Genomic DNA, 17190 nt, shown 5'->3' on the forward strand with positions numbered 1-17190 from the left:
TTCACGATTCACGATTCACGACTTCATTTTCTGAATGATCCCGGTTGTAGAAAACCCCTCCACAATAGAGTTGATGATAACTTTTCCCCCGGCTTCCATTACTTCTTTAGCGCCAACGATCTGTTCAAGCGTATAATCGCCGCCTTTAACCAGCACATCAGGCTGCAGGGTGGTAATGAGGTTCAGAGGGGTGTCTTCTTCAAAGATCACCACCATATCAACCATTAACAGGGCGGCCAGTACCAGGGCTCTTGATTGTTCATCATTCACCGGGCGGCTATCCCCCTTTAAACGTTTGGTGCTGGCGTCTGAATTCAACCCAACAATTAAATAATCTGCTTCCACAGCGGCCTGCGAAAGCGAAAAAATGTGACCGCGATGCAGGATATCAAATACCCCATTGGTAAATGCAACTGTTTTACCTGTTACCCGCCACTGTGCAATTGTATGTTTTGCTTCACTTAAACTGCAAACCCTTGTACTAATGATATCAGCTTTTCTCATTTACTGTAGTGCTACTTTTATTAAAATACGGCAACAGGCTTAAGGCTATAAAACCACTGATCAACGAAAAAAAGAATTGAACCGACCACATCAACTGGCCAAAGGCAAACCCGATAGTTTCTTTTAACCCGTAGATCAGCATGGTGTTTTGAACAAACCAGGCATACACGCCAATTCCACCACCGGGCGCCGGAACGATCATGGCCAAACTACCCATGGTCAGCACCGATAATGCGTTCGGGATGGAATAAACCGCGGTTTCCTTCATGGCCCAGAAACCGATCTGTACACTCAGCAGGTACATACTCCAAATGAAAATAGTATGAAATATAAACCAGCCTTTATTTTTCAGGTACCGCACACTGGTAATGCCATGCCAGATACCTTCGAAAATGGTCTTGATCTTTTGAATGAACTTAATGTGTGAGAATTTTTTAAATACCACAACCACCGCCGTTATGCCCAGCAACAGCATACCAACCAGGATAATTATTTTGGTGGTAGAAAGCGAACTGGTTTTTGACTGCACAATGGTATTCAACGTTTCGTTGAGGTAGCCGCCAATCAAATCGGCCTGGGTAAAAAAGGTTATTAAGATAACCAGTACCAGGCACAGTACATCAAATGCGCGTTCGGCAACAATGGTGCCCACCAGTTTATCGGCAGGTATTTTTTCATAACGGGCAAGAATGGTGCATTTTAGCACTTCACCCAACCGGGGAACGGCCAGGTTGGCCATATAGCCAATAAGCACCGACATATATACATTGGCAACCCGGGGTTTGAAGCCCATCGGTTCCATTAATATTTTCCAGCGTAAGGCCCTGCTGTAATGGCTTAATAACAAGGTGATCATTACCGGGATAATAAGCAGGTAGTTGGCATGGCGGAAGGCATTTTTTATGTCGTCCCAGCCCTTATCTGTAATTTTTCGCACCGACCACCATACTAAAAAAATACTGAGTCCCAGGAATAGGATATACTGTAATATGCTCAGCATTTTTTTATTCATATGGAGCGATTATTCTTACAAATTTAAGCTATGCTGCTTACAAGTTAATAAGATAACAGGTTAACATGTTGACAAGTTTTTTAGCCTGCCAGACATGTGAACTTATTACTATGTAATTGGTTACAGTTTATTTCCTTCTTTGGGAAATACAATTGACGGTTTGTGTTTTTTTGCTTCTTCAAATTCCATGATAGCGTAGGAAATAACAATTACGATATCGCCCACAGCGCCCTGGCGGGCAGCCGGACCATTTAAGCAGCATACGCCTGAGCCGCGTTTGCCCTTTATAAGGTAGGTTTCAATACGGGTGCCGTTATTGACGTTTACAATTTGCACTTTCTCATTTTCGATCATATTCGCCGCATCCATCAGGTCCTCATCGAGCGTTAAGCTGCCTACATAGTTCAGGTTAGCTTCCGTGATCACCGCGCGGTGTACTTTCGATTTTAGTATTTCAATTTGCATACTGTAGTTCTTGTTGTTCTGTTTAAATAAAACGGGCGCAAGCTAGTAAATTTAATATAACAATTACATCAACATATTATCTATTAATCTCACATCATTCAGGAAGGCGGCAATTAAAGCCACCCGTGGCCCCTGGTAATCCGTGGCGGGTTGCAGGGTGTTGGCGTCGGCCAGTTCCACATAATCGATCCTGAAACCGGTATCGGTGAGCATTTTCCCGGCCTTCTCCTTAATAACAGGCCACAATACGCCTTGGTTGAGCTGCTGTTTTATGAATGTAAGACATTGATAAATAGTAGTGGCCAGTTGCCTGTCATGGAGCGACAAACGCAGGTTGCGGCTGCTCATGGCCAATCCATCTGGTTCACGCAGGGTGGGGCAGGTGACCAGCCGGGTGCCGGACTTCATCAACGTTAACAGGCGGCTAACCACCATACATTGCTGGTAATCCTTTTGACCCATAAATAGTTGATGCGGTTGCACCATGCTGAGCAACCGGAACATCACCTGGCAAACGCCCTGAAAATGCCCCGGGCGGAATTTTCCTTCCAGCAAAGTTTCCAGGTAACCCAGGTCATAATGCTCCAGACCGGTAGTACCGTTGGGATACATTTCAACTATGGAAGGCAGGAACAGAGCGTCGCAGCCGGCGGCTTCCAGTTTCATAATATCCCGTTCAATGGTGTTAGGGTACAACTGGTAATCGCTGGGATTGTTGAATTGGGTGGGGTTTACAAAAATGCTGCACACCGTTACTGCCGTGGCTTGTTTTGACTGGTCAATAAGGGCAATATGGCCATTGTGCAGGGCACCCATGGTGGGTACAAACCCTATTTGTTTTCCAGCGGTTTTTTGCTGTTGAATATACCTGGCAAGCGGTTCGGCATATTTAAAAATGATCATTTAACGAAATTTTAAGTTTTACCGGTTCCACTGTTCCTGTTGCTATAAGAATCAGGATTATCATTCATTCGGTTTAAAGGGGGCAAAGGTCGGAGTTCCAGAACATACGAATTAGAACTAATAAAAAAACCTTAACTTTGCACCCTGATTTTTAAAAGTTAGCTCATTAACTATTATCTATAATGCTGACAAAGAAAAGAATTTTATTTATTGCTAACGAAATGTCCCCCTATCTGGAGTTAACGGATTTTTCCGAAACGGTAAACCGGTTGGCAATAAAGGCAAATGAAAATGGCTTTGAAGTACGTTGTATTATGCCCAGATTTGGGATCATCAACGAAAGACGTCATCGCCTTCATGAAGTGGTTAGGTTGTCGGGCATTAATGTTTCAGTTGGTAATGATGATTATCCCCTGCAAATTAAAGTAGCTTCTTTACCCAACGCACGTTTACAGGTTTATTTTTTGGACAATGAAGATCTGTTCAAACGTAAAACCATTTTCCACGATGAAAGCGAAAAGTGGTATGATGATAATGATCTGCGTACCGTGTTCTTTTGCAAAGGCGCCCTGGAAACCGTAAAGAAATTTGGCTGGCCCCCTGACATTATTCATTGCAGCGGCTGGATGACCGGTTTAATTCCCCTGTACCAAAAGACAGCGTATAAAAAAGAACCGGTTTTCTCGCATAGCAAGGTTATTTATACCATCGGAAACAACACTGTGAAAGAAAAACTCGGTGATGATTTCCTGAAAATTGCCTCAATCAGTTCTGTTGTAAAAGAAAAAGACCTGGAACCTTTTAAAGAAGGTACTACCACTGCTATGATGCGTGGTGGGGCAACGTATGCCGATGCTATTACGTTTGGCGCTGATAAAGTAGATAAGAAGCTGGTGGATGAATTTGGAAAAGTAAAAGGCAAAAAGGTGCTCACCTATAATGCCGAGTCTGATTTAACTGATTATCTGCAATTGTACAACGACCTCACTAAATAAGTAGTATCCATATAAGCGATAAGTTAATAACATGATGTTTACAATTACAACACCATAAAACTTAGAACTTATAAGGAGAACTTATATATTTACCCATTAAATATTCTATACCATCTCATCAAACAAAAAGTATTATGCCTTATTTATTTACTTCTGAGAGTGTTTCGGAAGGGCATCCTGATAAAGTAGCAGACCAGATTTCTGATGCCCTGATTGATAACTTCCTGGCTTTTGACGCCCAATCAAAAGTAGCATGTGAGACCTTGGTTACAACCGGTCAGGTAGTACTGGCAGGTGAAGTTAAATCTAAGGCATATCTCGATGTACAAACAATTGCCCGTGAGGTAATTCGCAAAATTGGTTACACCAAAAGCGAATACATGTTCGAAGCCAGCTCTTGCGGCGTGTTATCTGCTATTCACGAACAGTCTTCTGACATCAACCAGGGTGTTGACAGAACCAAGAAAGAAGAACAAGGCGCTGGTGACCAGGGTATGATGTTCGGTTACGCTACCAACGAAACTGAAGATTATATGCCACTGGCATTGGACATTGCCCATAAATTACTGATCGAACTGGCTGCACTGCGTCGCGAAGGAAAAAAGATCGAGTACCTGCGTCCTGATGCAAAGAGCCAGGTTACGCTCGAGTACGACGATAACAACAAACCTGTTCGTATCGATGCTATAGTTGTAAGTACGCAACACGATGATTTTGATACAGAAGCCAAAATGGCGAAAAAGATCAAGGAAGATGTGATCAACATCCTGATCCCACGCGTTAAGGCCAAGTATAAAAAATATGCTCACCTGTTCAACGACAAGATCAAATATCACGTAAACCCAACAGGTAAATTCGTGATCGGTGGTCCCCACGGCGATACTGGTTTAACCGGTCGCAAGATCATCGTTGATACATATGGTGGCAAAGGCGCTCACGGTGGTGGTGCGTTCAGCGGAAAAGATCCTTCAAAGGTTGACCGTTCAGCTGCTTATGCAACCCGTCACATTGCTAAAAACCTGGTAGCTGCCGGTTTGTGCGATGAAGTACTGGTGCAGGTTTCTTATGCTATTGGTGTTGCCCAGCCAATGGGTTTGTACATCAATACTTATGGTACTGCCAAAGTTGAACTGACAGATGGCGAGATCGCAAAACGCGTAGCCCAGATCTTCGACATGCGTCCTTACTTTATTGAGCAACGCCTGAAACTGCGTAATCCTATTTACAGCGAAACAGCCGCTTATGGTCACATGGGCCGTCAACCTGAAGTAGTGGAAAAAACTTTCACTGCTCCTGATGGCAAAACCGTTAAAAAGAAAGTGGAGTTGTTTACCTGGGAGAAGCTGGATTATGTAAGAAAGATCAAGCAGGCTTTCGGTATCCGGTAAATTTTTGTACTCATAGCGGTACAGATTTATACTCATAAATCCTTGAATGCCATCTCTTTTAAAGGGATGGCATTTGTTTATATGGTATTTTTTGAATATATTTATAGGAAATTAGAAGCAATGATTTCTGATAATGAAAAAGACGTTGGTGCTGAACTTCGGGATGTTACACTTGCTTTGAAAAAGGATATTACAGCACTTGGAGACCGCATGGATCAGCTATTTAAAGATCAATTGAAATGGATAATAGTAGCGATGCAAAGTCTCTTTTTGCTATTCTTAATTTTGAAACTTTTTAGACTGCTATAAATAGAGCAAAATAATATTTAATAATGCCATCTCGCTTCAAAGGGATGGCATTGCTGTTATTTGTACCAGATGCTTTATTTTCGACCCATGAATGAACATAGCAATCCCTGGAAAGTTTTAGCGGAAAAGAAGGTCTACGAAAATCCCTGGATAAAACTCAGTGAATACGATGTACTCAATCCATCGGGTGGAAAAGGCATTTATGGCAAAGTGTTCTTTAAGAGTATTGCCACCGGCGCCCTGCCGCTCGATGAGGAGTTGAATACCTACCTGGTGGGGCAGTATCGCTTTACTGTTGACCAGTATAGCTGGGAGATCCCGGAAGGTGGGGGTAAATTTGGGGTTGATCCAGTAGAATCGGCCAAACGGGAATTGCTGGAAGAGACCGGTCTGGTAGCGGAAGAATGGACCAAAGTAGTGGAATTGCATTTGAGCAATTCTGTTACCGACGAATATGCGGTTATTTACCTGGCCCGTAAACTGAGCCAGCAAATGGCCAGTCCCGAAGAAACAGAACAATTGCAGGTAAAGAAACTGCCATTTGAAGAAGCCTATCAAATGGTGGAACGCGGCGAGATCACCGACGCCATGTCGGTAGCAGCTATTTTAAAAGTAAAACTGATGTTGGCAGATGGAAGGATTTCATAAAAAAAGACCAGGTATAAATAAAGCACAACTGATCATTGGCCGGCAGCCGATCATTGAAGCTATTCAGGCGGGCCGTCCCATTGATAAAATATTGTTTCAGCGTAATGTGAGCGGGGATGCCATTGGCACCATCAGGCAACTGGCCCGCGAACAGAACATCCCTATTCAACAGGTACCCCCCGAAAAACTGCAATCTTTTACCAAAGCCAATCATCAGGGCACCATTGCCATTGCGGGTTTGGTTCAGTATATGGACCTGCAACAGGTGATTGACCATGTGTTGGGCAATGGTGAAACGCCTTTGTTTGTGATCCTGGATGGCATTACCGATGTACGTAATATTGGCGCCATTGCCCGTAGCGCCGTTTGTTGTGGCGCCCAGGCCATCATTATCCCGGATAAAGGGGTAGGCGCGTTAAATGAAGAAGCCATGAAATCATCGGCCGGCGCCCTGGAAAAGATCAATATTTGCCGGGTGAACAGTTTAATGAAGGCGGTAGATACCCTGCACCTGAACGGGATAAAGGTTTTTGCCACTGAAATGACAGCCACTAAAATGCTGTTTGAAGTAGAGTATACCGAACCTTGTTGTATTGTTATGGGGAATGAAGAGAATGGCGTTTTTCCCGCCCTGATGAAAATATGCGATGAAAAGATAAAGATCCCCATGACCGGAAATTTTGAATCGTTGAATGTGTCGGTAGCCACGGGAATTGTGTTGTATGAAGCAATGAAGTCGAGGATGAGCAATAGTCAATAAAAATACTGTTACAAGTTTCAGGTTACAGGGAAAACCTTGTAACCTGAATCCTGAAACTGAACCTGTAAAACGAAATCATTCACATTGAGTACTAAGCAACCTATTAACTTAATTGAGTGTCCGAGAGACGCCATGCAGGGTTGGAAGACTTTTATTCCTACGGAAAAAAAGATCGAATACCTGCAGGCCTTGCTACAGGTAGGGTTTCATACCCTTGATTTTGGCAGTTTTGTTTCCTCAAAGGCCATTCCACAACTGGCCGATACGGCTGATGTATTGAAAGGGTTGAGGAGCAACCCGGTTAAAACAACCACTAAATTATTAGCGATCATTGCCAACGTCCGGGGCGCAGAAGAAGCGGCTGATTACGGGGAGATCAGCTACCTGGGTTTTCCTTTTTCGGTAAGCGAAACCTTTCAACAGCGAAACACGAACAGCAGCATTGAACAATCGCTGGAAAGGGTGAAGGAGATCCAACGCATTTGTGAGCAAACCAACAAGCAGCTGGTTATTTATATCTCCATGGGGTTTGGCAATCCTTATGGCGACCCATACTCCCCGGAGATCGTTTTCGACTGGGTGAACCGGATCGCCGGCCTGGGTGTGAACATTATTTCACTGGCCGATACGGTTGGCCTAGCCACACCCGAACAGGTGACGGACATCACCAGTTACGTGATTAACAAGCTGCCTCAACACGAAATAGGGGTGCACCTGCATAGCGGCATAGATAACCGGCAGGCCAAAATAGAAGCAGCCTGGCAGGCCGGCTGCAGGCGGTTCGATGGGGCTTTAAAAGGCATTGGTGGCTGCCCCATGGCCAATGATGACCTGGTGGGCAACATCGATACAGAATGGCTCATATCATATTTAGAACAATATGAGAAAATGCCCGCTTTAAATAAAACGGCCCTGGGTAAAAGTCTTACCTTAGCTAACGATATATTTACCTTATGAAAATCACTTTTAGGGAAATGTGATTATGGACCTAACGATACCGATTCAGATCTCCACTTTATCGAATCCCATCAACTACCAGGATAACATCCTATTAATGGGTTCGTGTTTTACCGAGCATATTGGCGATAAGCTCGATGAACTTAAATTCAATGTGCTGCAAAATCCCAATGGCATTTTGTTTGATCCTGCCAGTGTTGTGAGCAGCCTGGTTTCTTACATTCAGAACAAGCAATATCAAACCGAAGAACTTTTTTACTATAACGAAGTATGGCAAAGCTGGCAACACCATAGCCGGTTTTCTAAAACCGACCTGCAGGACTGCCTGCGAGGCATCAATGCTTCGCAACAGGAAGCGCATGATTTTTTGAAAACGGCCAACTGGCTTATTGTAACGCTGGGCACTTCTTTCTCGTACCGGTTAACGGAGCAGGTGCCGGTTTCTTTCAGGCGGGGCGCTGTTCGTGGAGGAGTGGCCAACAACCATCGCACTCCCGCAAGCTGGTTTAATAAACACCTGCTTACGATCGAGGAAACCACTACCATGCTCGACAACTGTCTGCACCAGTTGTTCCAGTTCAACCCCAACATTAAAGTGATCTTTACGGTGAGCCCCGTGCGTCACATCCGGGATGGGGTTATTGACAATAACCGCAGCAAGGCAAGGTTGATTGAAGTGGTGCATCACCTCGTTAATAAATTCGATAAGCTGTATTATTTCCCGGCATACGAGCTGGTGATTGATGTATTACGCGATTATCGTTTTTACGACATCGATATGGTGCATCCGAATTACCAGGCTACCTCATTTGTGCTGGACAAATTCATGCGGCATTTTGTTGATGAAAAAGCGCAACAACTGGCGGAAGAAATAAAGAAGATCGTAATAGCCCGCAAACACAAACCTTTTCAGCCATCTACCGAAGCGCATAAGAAGTTTTTAAAAGCACACCTCGAGAAAGCGCAGGAGCTGCAAAGAAAATATCCGTTTTTGAATTTAGACGAAGATATTAGGTACTTTTTACAATAAGGTGAGCCACTCTGTAAGAGTGACCCACCTCATCAATATTCATCATTTAAAGCAAACGTATTCCGCCGGTACATCCACTGCCCACTGGTAAAATCCGGAAATTCCACCGTTTGATTACCCAGCTCAATACTTTTTTCGCTCAGGGGCGTAATGGCGCTCCAGGCGGCTGCATCATACACATCAAGCGGCGTGGCGGTTTTGCGTTTTATAGATTCAACAAACGCATGCAGCACAAAGAAATCCATGCCCCCATGACCAGCGCCTTCTGCCGAAGATCCATATTTCTTCCACAACGGATGATCGTATTGCTCGAGCCAGCTGTTGGCATCTTCCCAGGCATCATTGGTTTTGCTCAGGCCTTCAATATACAGGGAGTGATTCACATCCATCCAGATGCCGCGCGTTCCCTGCACCCGGAAGCCCAGCGAATAAGGACGCGGAAGATTGGTATCGTGTTGTAACAAAATGGTTTCACCGTTGGCGCAACTGATAGTGGTGGTAACAATATCACCCAGCTTGAATTGAACTTTTGCATTGGGGTGTTGTTCGCCCCCATTCTTTACAATGTATTCGTGCAGTCCGCGCGTTTTGGTGGCAAACGAAGAGAGCGATACAAACCGGTTGCCGCGGTTTATGTTGATCATTTCAGCTACGGGGCCAATGCCATGTGTAGGATATAGATCACCATTGCGATGAACAGAGTGTTCAGTACGCCAGCGGGCTTCAGAAAACCCTTTCTCGCCAAACTCCACCCCGCCGCCATAAGGTTGTTGACCGTTATTGAATTTAACATTACGCAGGTCGTGCTGATAGCCGCCCTGCAGGTGAATGAGTTCGCCAAACAAGCCCTGCCGAACCATATTAAGGACAGCCATAACATCGCGCCGGTAGCAAACATTTTCCAGCATCATCACCTGGGCATTGTGGTGTTCGGCTGCTTTCACCACATCCCAATGGTCCTGCATGGTGATGCCCAGTATTACTTCGGTTCCAACATATTTAATCCCGGCTTCCAGGCTGCCGATGATCATGGGCGCATGCCATTCCCAGGGAGTGGCAATAATAACGCCGTCGAGCTCTTTTAATTCCAGCAGTTTCTTCCAGGCATTGACATCACCCTTAAAAACCTTTGGCATGGGTTTGCCTGATTTTTGAATAATGCTATTGGCCATTTCGAGCATCCGGTCATCGATATCACAAATGGCCACTATGTTTACATCCTTACGCCGAAGCGCATTGCCAAGGTGCGCCTGCCCACGCATGCCAACGCCAATGATCCCTAATTTAACAACAGGGTCGGGGGCAGTAAACGCCTGTGCAGCTGGTAAAATGGCGAAACCGGCTGCGGCCAGTCCGGTATTTTTGACAAATGTTCTTCGGTTCATAGCCTTAATTTTACATGAAGTTTGGTGCTGCCAAAATACCAAATAAGCGAACATGAAGACCGCCACTCAAAAACTTACGCAATCGTATGCTATCCTTAATTTTTATAAAAACCTGTCGCCTCAGCTCAAATTGGGGGCTGGGATCGGGATCATGAACCCTTTTTCCGATGCGGTGGCCCGGCAATTGGCGGAAACGTTCTACCATAAATATTACAACGATCAGCACCCGCGTACATTCATCTTCGGTATCAATCCCGGTCGGTTTGGCGCCGGGGTTACAGGCGTTCCTTTTACCGACCCTATTCGTTTAAAAGACATATGTGGTATAGATAGTGACTTGCCCAAAAAGGCGGAATTGTCGTCACTGTTTGTGTATGCGGTGATAGATGCCTATGGCGGGCCTGAAGCTTTTTACTACGATTTTTATATTACGGCGTTATCACCGCTGGGTTTTACAAAGAACGGCGTTAACCTGAATTATTACGACGACAAGGAGTTGCTCAAAGACAGCGAGCCTTTTATTTTACAGTGTATCCGGGAGCAATTAGAAACTATTGCCACTACCCGGGATGTATGTTATTGTTTAGGTGAAGGCACCAATTACAAGATCTTTCAAAAGATAAATGCCAGGCACCAGTTCTTTAAAGAGATCATTCCACTGCCGCATCCGAGGTGGGTAATGCAATATCGTAGGAAAAAGGTTGAGGATTATGTAAAGGTATATGTGGAGAAGTTGAAAGGTTGACAAGTTAACTTGTTAACACGTTAACTCGTCAACTGATCAACTGTATTAATTAATGCATCCTATCACCGCGTACTTCCAATTTCTGCATCAAATCCGCTTCGTAGACTAACCACTCCTGCCACCGTTTACGAACCGTAGGTTTATCTACATAAGTTTCTGCCAGCTCAATGAATAAATGATAATGGCCGGCTTCGCTTTCCATAAAACGGCGGTAGAAGTTACGCAGGTATTCATCATCGAGCCCTTCGCTCAGGCGTTTAAAGCGTTCGCAACTACGGGCCTCGATGAGGGCGAAAATCAATAGTTTATCGAGCAGACGTTGTTCGGGGCTTCCGTCTTTTTTTTGAAATACCTGCAGCTGGTTTACATATTCATCCTTACGTTGTTTCCCCAGTTTCAGGTTGCGTTTTTGCAGTTCTGCCAGCACCAGGCGGAAGTGCCCCCATTCTTCGGTAACAATAGGCGCAAGATCGGTCACCAGTTTTTCCAATTCGCTGTATCGCTGGATCAGCGAAATGCAACTGGTAGCTGCTTTTTGCTCGCAATAGGCATGGTCGGTGAGAATGTATTCCAGTGATAGTTCGGCCAGGTTCACCCAGCGTGGGTCGGTGGGCAGGTGCAGGCCTAATATATTCTTTGTTTCGTTGGTGGTGCTCATAAAGTGCCCAAAGTTAACACGTAAGTACGATATTTGCTTCGCCCGCCAAAGCCTTGGCGAAGGCGGGATTCGCCCGTCTTAGCTTTGGCGGAGTCAAACTTGAACCGGTAACACCGGCATATAAATTATGAACGACAATTTCCTACTAAAAAAGCTCAATGAGCGGCAGGAGCAGAATGCTTTCCGCCGGCTGCTGTTGCCCGAGGGTAAAACAGATCTTTGTTCGAACGATTACCTGGGTATTGTACGCAACCAGCTTATTGAAAAACAACTGGACGCTGTTGCCCATCCGGTTTACCGGCATGGTTCAACCGGTTCCCGCCTGTTGGCTGGTAATTATGCGTTGGTAGAAGAAACCGAAAAAATGCTGGCCGCTTTTCATGATGCCGAAGCCGGTCTGATCTTCAATTCAGGCTACGATGCCAACCTGGGTTTATTGAGTTGTGTGCCCCAGCGTGGCGATACCATCATTTATGATTATTTAAGCCATGCGTCCCTGCGTGATGGCATCCGGTTGAGTTTTGCGCAGTCTTTTTCTTTCAAACATAACGACCTGGACGATCTGGAGAAAAGATTACAGGCCGCCACCGGTACCATCTTCGTGGTAACGGAATCTGTGTTTTCCATGGATGGTGATATGGCCCCCTTAACCGCCATCAGCGATCTGTGCCAACAATATGGCGCTCACCTGATCGTAGATGAAGCGCATGCTACCGGGGTAGTAGGCGAAAAAGGGGAGGGGTTGGTACAGCAGCTTAACCTGCAGACAGCCTGCTTTGCCCGTGTTCATACATTTGGTAAAGCGGTGGGTTGCCATGGCGCCATTGTGCTGGGCAGTGAGCAATTGCGTAATTACCTGATAAACTTTTGCCGGTCGTTTATCTACAGCACGTCCCTGCCCGAAGCGAGTGTGGCTGCTATCCGGTGTGCATATGAGTTATTCCCGGATATGAATGAAGAACGGGCCCATCTGCAACAATTGATCAGTACGTTTCAACAGGCAGCTATGCCCTGGGAAAAGCTGGTATCCGATACACCCATACAAATAGTTATTATTCCCGGCAATGATGCCGTGAAAAAGGTGGCCGGTGCATTACAAACAGCCGGACTCGATGTTCGGGCCATATTGTATCCTACGGTTCCTTCAGGTAAGGAACGATTGCGTATTGTATTACATGCGTTTAATACCGGGCAACAGGTTGAAGAAGTTATTAAGTTATTGAGTTGATAGTTTAACGTTCAAAGTTGAAAGTTTACTCTCTTTAAACTTTGAACTTAATACTTTGAACTCATTTCTTCATCTTCTCCTCTGGTAAATAATAAGTTTCATTAGGTCCAATTCCGGATACCTGCATCGTACATTCCTGGTTAAACCATTCAAAGTGCGGCTGGTCGGCCTTGATCACAACAAAACTGCCGGGACCATAAGCCACGGAAGGAGCGGTTGTATCGAATATCTTCTCCTGAACAATATGGGCAACGCCGCTTATTATAGTTATATACAGATCGGAATTATGTACATGCGGCATGCCTTTATAACCGGGCGGGAAAATGTAGCGTTCTGTAAAAAATCCAGGTTTGGTGCGTAGTCCGGCAAGATAAATGTTCTTTCTGCCGCTGGCCAGCAAAGTGTCTTTCACGGGTGGGAGTATCATTTTGGCGTGTTCACCTGTCCCCGTCATTGGGGGATTTGCAAGGTTCTGTACCGGGTGATTGGTACAGGACAGCCATGGAACCAGTAGCATTGCCATGGCGTAAAGGGCTGTCTTATTCATAGCAAACAATGTTTAGGTGACGAATAAATAAAAGAACTGATAGGTAAGTTACTACAATTTCGGGAATTACATCTTGCTTTATGGTGTGCGGCCCTGGTGCGGGACTATCGGGCGGAAGTAGATAAAAAAAAGAATCCCGCCTTGCGACGGGATTCGGTACCACGGACTGTAACCTCTAAGGTTGATGAACTAAACGATTGCTGATGACTACTGAACTGCGAACAACTTGAAAGTATAATTGCTATACAAATAATGCTACTAATATCAGCCCGGCAAATAACAAAGCCAACGCTCTCTTTTTCCATTGATAGTTCCGGGCTTCCATCTCATTTCATTTTTTTAAAGCATGTATTGCTTTAGATCCCATTACAAATGTCAGCATTCGCCCGGTTCCTCACAATACAACTTTGTGGTAGTTTTCACGCATTCATAAGCGAATTTATCAATGGGAAGGGGTGCTAATAGCTTCTTGCAGAAACAGACGCGTTAACAGGCAATTAAAAAAAATACATTACTTTTAAAAAATTCCTTCTAACCCCCGATGTGAATTAGCTATATGCGCATTATTCCATTTATTATTACCGTAGTTGTTACTATAGGTTTAATAGTTACGTTAAGCAAGCCTATAGGCAGCATTCCGCCGCTGGGCAGTTTCCTGAGCCCGCAAACCGGGTTTTGGCAGAATGCAGAACCCGTTGATGCTCATCCCAACCTCGATCTTAATTTTCCGCAGCTGAAAGACAAGGTACAGGTGTATTTCGATGACAGAATGGTACCGCATGTATTTGCGCAGAACGATGAGGACCTGTATTTCGTTCAGGGATATCTGCATGCAAAATACCGCCTTTGGCAAATGGAGTTTCAAACCCATGCAGCAGCCGGCCGTTTGTCTGAAGTACTGGGGGCCGGTCCTAATAATGCCTATTTGAACTACGACCGCAATATGCGCCGGGTGGGAATGAAATTTGGCGCACAACATTCCCTCGATAGTATGGAGGCCGACCTCACTACCAAAAGCATACTCGATGCCTACACATTGGGTGTGAATGCCTACATAGACCAGTTATCAGAAAATGAATTGCCGCTTGAATACCGGTTGCTGAATTATGTACCCGAACACTGGAACAATTTTAAAACAGCGCTCTTCCTGAAATATATGAGCTTCAGCCTTACCGGGGCGGAAAATGATTTTGAATTAACCAATGTGCGCAATGTATTGAGCCGCGAAGATTTTGAGATCCTGTACCCAGCCTTTCCCGATTCGCTGGACCCTGTTATCCCAAAAGGCGAGGCATTTGCACCGCCTGCTGTTCGTCCCGTTATGCCTGTTACCTCAGACAGCGTGTACTTTAAATGGAACACGTTTGCCGGCATCGATGTATCGCCTGTTGACAAACCCGATAAAGACAATGGGAGTAATAACTGGGCAGTAAGTGGAACCAAAACAAAAAGCGGTCGTCCCATTTTATGTAACGACCCGCACCTTGATCTGAACCTGCCATCCCTTTGGTTCGAAATGCAATTGCATACGCCGCAACACAACGTATACGGAGTTAGTTTTCCCGGATCACCGACAATTGTCATTGGTTTTAACGATAGCTGCAGCTGGGGCGTTACCAATGCCGGCCGCGATGTGAAGGACTATTATAACATCAAATTCAAGGACGAAACCAGGGAACAATACCTGTTCAATGGCAGTTGGGTGAACAGCGAACTGCACATCGATACCTTTACAATAAAAGGCGCGCAGCCCTTTTATGATACGGTTGCCTATACCATTTTCGGTCCCGTGCAATATGATAACTCTTTTACCGGCAATAGCCGCACCACACCCAATAACAGCTTTGCAGTAAAATGGAAAGCGCACGAGGGATCCAACGAGCTGAAAACTTTTTACCAGCTCAACCGCATGAAGAATATTGGGGATTATCACGAGGCGATTAAGAATTTTCGTTGCCCCGGTCAGAACTTTGTGTTTGCCGACAAAAGCGGCGACATCGCCATCTGGCAACAGGGCGAGTTTCCGGCCAAATGGCGGCGCCAGGGCGATTTCATTATGCCCGGTGTTGATTCTTCTTATTTGTGGCAGGGAACTATTGAACAGCAGGAGAACCCGCACATTGAGAACCCGGCCCGCGGTTTTGTAAGCAGCGCTAACCAAACGCCGGCAGATTCTGCTTATCCCTATTACCTGGGATGTGAGTATACTATTTACCGGGGAATTGCCATAAACCGGTACCTGCGACAATTGAGCGATATCACCATCGATGATATGAAGAAAATGCAGACCGATAATTTCAATGTGTTTGCAGAAACTGCTTTGCCCCTGTTGATGAGCAATGTAGATGAAAGTACATTAAGTATTGAAGAAAAAAAATACCTCGATATTTTACGCGGCTGGAATTTACGCGGCGATGCTGTTGAAAAAGCACCGGCTATTTTTGAACTGTGGTTCGATAACCTGGAGGCGGAAGTATGGAACGACGACCTGGACGTAGCCAGTAAACCGGTAAAAATGCCCATGGAAGCTACCCTGGTGCATTGTCTTACCATGTCGAACTTTAAATTTGCCGATAACATTAAAACCAACCAGGTAGAATCGATCCAGGATGTGATAACCGCAGCCTTTAAAAAAGCAGTACCGGTTGTATCTATGGCCGATCAAAAAGCCAACCTGAACTGGGGTAAATATAAAGATACAGGCATCAGGCATTTACTGCGGCTGGCGCCCCTGAGCCGTTTTCATTTAATGACTGGCGGCGGCGCCAATATGATCAATGCCACCAAACAATTTCATGGGCCCAGTTGGCGCATGATCGTTGAGTTGACTGATAAAACTGAGGCCTGGGGCATTTATCCGGGCGGACAAAGCGGTAACCCCGGAAGTAAGTACTATGATAGTTTTATCGATAAATGGTCTGAAGGGAAGTACGACAAATTGTGGGTGATGGACGCGGGGGAAGCGAAAGACAAAAGGATCCTTTTCACTATGAACTTTAATTAAAGCACCAATGAAATTCGGGGTTTCTGTATTATTAACAATCATTGCAAGTTTTGCGGCTGGGTTATATTTACCATTCTGGAGTGTGGCGCTGGTGTCGTTTGGCGTAGCCGCTTTAATAAATCAAAAACCAGGTATGGCCTGGTTAACAGGCTTTGTAAGCATTTTAATATGCTGGGGCCTGCTGGCCTTTTGGATAGACGCACAAAACGACAGCATTCTATCAACCCGCATGGCCAGCTTGTTCCCATTGGGCGGTTCCTCTGGCTTGCTGATACTGATAACCGCCGTGGTGGGCGCCATTATTGGCGGCCTGGCTGCTTTGTCGGGAAGTTTTCTGCGTAGGTATATCGATAGCCGGGAGAAGTATTAACTGTGTTTATGGAAGATATTCTACTTGATTATGAATCGCCCCGGCTGGCATCGAAATTTTCGCGTTGGCTGGCCTGCTTTATTGATTACCTTATTTACACGTTAATAGTAAGGGGTATTGTTTATTTTAACCACCACCACACAATAAAAAGCTTTGGAATAGATAGAGAGCTGTTTACCTGGATATATGCTATTTCCATCGTTGCTATACCCTGGTTTGTGATACTGCCAGCATATGAAACCTTTAATAAAGGGCAAACTATTGGGAAGGCCATCTTCGGGA

The 17190-nt window shown here is 45.2% G+C and carries 19 protein-coding genes; 12 read left to right on the forward strand and 7 right to left on the reverse strand.

Features of this window, described 5'->3' with window-relative positions:
- Positions 1-15 precede the first annotated feature (15 nt).
- From rfaE2 to panC, 4 genes are all read right to left on the reverse strand, one after another.
- Positions 16-504 carry a D-glycero-beta-D-manno-heptose 1-phosphate adenylyltransferase gene (gene rfaE2 / locus ACJ751_RS22060; RefSeq protein ID WP_407747694.1) on the reverse strand — a complete coding sequence of 163 codons (489 nt, stop codon included), beginning with the start codon at positions 502-504 and terminating at the stop codon, positions 16-18.
- Positions 491-1516 (reverse strand): lysylphosphatidylglycerol synthase transmembrane domain-containing protein, encoded by a 1026-nt coding sequence (locus ACJ751_RS22065; protein ID WP_407747695.1) that lies wholly within the window; start codon positions 1514-1516, stop codon positions 491-493. The genes rfaE2 and ACJ751_RS22065 overlap by 14 nt, the downstream gene beginning before the upstream one ends.
- Before the next feature lie 120 nt (positions 1517-1636).
- A complete protein-coding gene (gene panD / locus ACJ751_RS22070; RefSeq protein ID WP_407747696.1) occupies positions 1637-1981 on the reverse strand; it encodes an aspartate 1-decarboxylase in 345 nt (114 codons plus the stop codon).
- Between the two features lie 63 nt (positions 1982-2044).
- On the reverse strand, positions 2045-2884 hold the full coding sequence (panC, locus tag ACJ751_RS22075) for a pantoate--beta-alanine ligase (RefSeq protein ID WP_407747697.1): 840 nt from the start codon (positions 2882-2884) through the stop codon (positions 2045-2047).
- Between the two features lie 182 nt (positions 2885-3066).
- On the opposite strand from panC, the gene ACJ751_RS22080 reads away from it, so the two are divergent.
- The 7 genes from ACJ751_RS22080 (at position 3067) to ACJ751_RS22110 (ending at position 8971) form a co-directional block, all read left to right on the forward strand.
- A complete protein-coding gene (locus ACJ751_RS22080) occupies positions 3067-3879 on the forward strand; it encodes a glycogen/starch synthase (protein WP_407747698.1) in 813 nt (270 codons plus the stop codon).
- A gap of 134 nt (positions 3880-4013) precedes the next feature.
- Entirely contained in the window at positions 4014-5267 is a 1254-nt protein-coding gene (gene metK, locus ACJ751_RS22085; RefSeq protein WP_407747699.1) for a methionine adenosyltransferase, read from the forward strand.
- Between the two features lie 42 nt (positions 5268-5309).
- On the forward strand, positions 5310-5576 hold the full coding sequence (locus ACJ751_RS22090) for a hypothetical protein (RefSeq protein WP_407747700.1): 267 nt from the start codon (positions 5310-5312) through the stop codon (positions 5574-5576).
- An 87-nt stretch (positions 5577-5663) separates the two neighbouring features.
- Positions 5664-6224 (forward strand): NUDIX domain-containing protein, encoded by a 561-nt coding sequence (locus tag ACJ751_RS22095; protein ID WP_407747701.1) that lies wholly within the window; start codon positions 5664-5666, stop codon positions 6222-6224.
- Entirely contained in the window at positions 6208-6984 is a 777-nt protein-coding gene (rlmB, locus tag ACJ751_RS22100; protein WP_407747702.1) for a 23S rRNA (guanosine(2251)-2'-O)-methyltransferase RlmB, read from the forward strand. The genes ACJ751_RS22095 and rlmB overlap by 17 nt, the downstream gene beginning before the upstream one ends.
- 84 nt (positions 6985-7068) lie before the next feature.
- Complete coding sequence (locus ACJ751_RS22105; RefSeq protein ID WP_407747703.1) at positions 7069-7941, forward strand: hydroxymethylglutaryl-CoA lyase; 873 nt, start codon at positions 7069-7071, stop codon at positions 7939-7941.
- Positions 7942-7966: 25 nt separating this feature from the next.
- On the forward strand, positions 7967-8971 hold the full coding sequence (locus tag ACJ751_RS22110) for a GSCFA domain-containing protein (protein ID WP_407747704.1): 1005 nt from the start codon (positions 7967-7969) through the stop codon (positions 8969-8971).
- A 32-nt stretch (positions 8972-9003) separates the two neighbouring features.
- Here ACJ751_RS22110 and ACJ751_RS22115 read toward each other — a convergent pair whose 3' ends face one another.
- Positions 9004-10356, reverse strand: coding sequence for a Gfo/Idh/MocA family protein (locus tag ACJ751_RS22115; RefSeq protein WP_407747705.1), 1353 nt, complete (start codon positions 10354-10356; stop codon positions 9004-9006).
- 52 nt (positions 10357-10408) lie between these two features.
- Between ACJ751_RS22115 and ACJ751_RS22120 the strand changes: the two genes are divergently transcribed.
- Positions 10409-11101 (forward strand): uracil-DNA glycosylase family protein, encoded by a 693-nt coding sequence (locus ACJ751_RS22120; protein WP_407747706.1) that lies wholly within the window; start codon positions 10409-10411, stop codon positions 11099-11101.
- Between the two features lie 49 nt (positions 11102-11150).
- On the opposite strand, the gene ACJ751_RS22125 is transcribed toward ACJ751_RS22120, so the two are convergent.
- Entirely contained in the window at positions 11151-11759 is a 609-nt protein-coding gene (locus ACJ751_RS22125; protein ID WP_407747707.1) for a tRNA-(ms[2]io[6]A)-hydroxylase, read from the reverse strand.
- A 127-nt stretch (positions 11760-11886) separates the two neighbouring features.
- Here ACJ751_RS22125 and ACJ751_RS22130 point away from each other — a divergent pair, with 127 nt between their 5' ends.
- Positions 11887-12987, forward strand: a complete 1101-nt coding sequence (locus ACJ751_RS22130) for an aminotransferase class I/II-fold pyridoxal phosphate-dependent enzyme (protein WP_407747708.1) — start codon at positions 11887-11889, stop codon at positions 12985-12987.
- A 61-nt stretch (positions 12988-13048) separates the two neighbouring features.
- Here ACJ751_RS22130 and ACJ751_RS22135 read toward each other — a convergent pair whose 3' ends face one another.
- Positions 13049-13534, reverse strand: a complete 486-nt coding sequence (locus ACJ751_RS22135; protein ID WP_407747709.1) for a cupin domain-containing protein — start codon at positions 13532-13534, stop codon at positions 13049-13051.
- A gap of 556 nt (positions 13535-14090) precedes the next feature.
- Between ACJ751_RS22135 and ACJ751_RS22140 the strand changes: the two genes are divergently transcribed.
- The 3 genes from ACJ751_RS22140 to ACJ751_RS22150 all read left to right on the forward strand — a co-directional run.
- Positions 14091-16538 (forward strand): penicillin acylase family protein, encoded by a 2448-nt coding sequence (locus ACJ751_RS22140; protein ID WP_407747710.1) that lies wholly within the window; start codon positions 14091-14093, stop codon positions 16536-16538.
- Positions 16539-16545: 7 nt separating this feature from the next.
- On the forward strand, positions 16546-16908 hold the full coding sequence (locus tag ACJ751_RS22145) for a hypothetical protein (RefSeq protein ID WP_407747711.1): 363 nt from the start codon (positions 16546-16548) through the stop codon (positions 16906-16908).
- Between the two features lie 8 nt (positions 16909-16916).
- A partial coding sequence (locus ACJ751_RS22150; protein ID WP_407747712.1) for an RDD family protein occupies positions 16917-17190 on the forward strand: 274 nt, incomplete at its 3' end.

The sequence above is a fragment of the Niastella sp. genome (assembly GCF_045805085.1).
GTDB lineage: Bacteria > Bacteroidota > Bacteroidia > Chitinophagales > Chitinophagaceae > Niastella.

Coding starts and splice junctions, on each gene's coding strand:
- rfaE2 (WP_407747694.1), bottom strand. CDS start 504: ATGAGAAAAGCTGATATCATTAGTACAAGGGTTTGCAGTTTAAGTGAA.
- ACJ751_RS22065 (WP_407747695.1), bottom strand. CDS start 1,516: ATGAATAAAAAAATGCTGAGCATATTACAGTATATCCTATTCCTGGGA.
- panD (WP_407747696.1), bottom strand. CDS start 1,981: ATGCAAATTGAAATACTAAAATCGAAAGTACACCGCGCGGTGATCACG.
- panC (WP_407747697.1), bottom strand. CDS start 2,884: ATGATCATTTTTAAATATGCCGAACCGCTTGCCAGGTATATTCAACAG.
- ACJ751_RS22080 (WP_407747698.1), top strand. CDS start 3,067: ATGCTGACAAAGAAAAGAATTTTATTTATTGCTAACGAAATGTCCCCC.
- metK (WP_407747699.1), top strand. CDS start 4,014: ATGCCTTATTTATTTACTTCTGAGAGTGTTTCGGAAGGGCATCCTGAT.
- ACJ751_RS22095 (WP_407747701.1), top strand. CDS start 5,664: ATGAATGAACATAGCAATCCCTGGAAAGTTTTAGCGGAAAAGAAGGTC.
- rlmB (WP_407747702.1), top strand. CDS start 6,208: ATGGAAGGATTTCATAAAAAAAGACCAGGTATAAATAAAGCACAACTG.
- ACJ751_RS22110 (WP_407747704.1), top strand. CDS start 7,967: ATGGACCTAACGATACCGATTCAGATCTCCACTTTATCGAATCCCATC.
- ACJ751_RS22115 (WP_407747705.1), bottom strand. CDS start 10,356: ATGAACCGAAGAACATTTGTCAAAAATACCGGACTGGCCGCAGCCGGT.
- ACJ751_RS22120 (WP_407747706.1), top strand. CDS start 10,409: ATGAAGACCGCCACTCAAAAACTTACGCAATCGTATGCTATCCTTAAT.
- ACJ751_RS22125 (WP_407747707.1), bottom strand. CDS start 11,759: ATGAGCACCACCAACGAAACAAAGAATATATTAGGCCTGCACCTGCCC.
- ACJ751_RS22130 (WP_407747708.1), top strand. CDS start 11,887: ATGAACGACAATTTCCTACTAAAAAAGCTCAATGAGCGGCAGGAGCAG.
- ACJ751_RS22135 (WP_407747709.1), bottom strand. CDS start 13,534: ATGAATAAGACAGCCCTTTACGCCATGGCAATGCTACTGGTTCCATGG.
- ACJ751_RS22140 (WP_407747710.1), top strand. CDS start 14,091: ATGCGCATTATTCCATTTATTATTACCGTAGTTGTTACTATAGGTTTA.
- ACJ751_RS22145 (WP_407747711.1), top strand. CDS start 16,546: ATGAAATTCGGGGTTTCTGTATTATTAACAATCATTGCAAGTTTTGCG.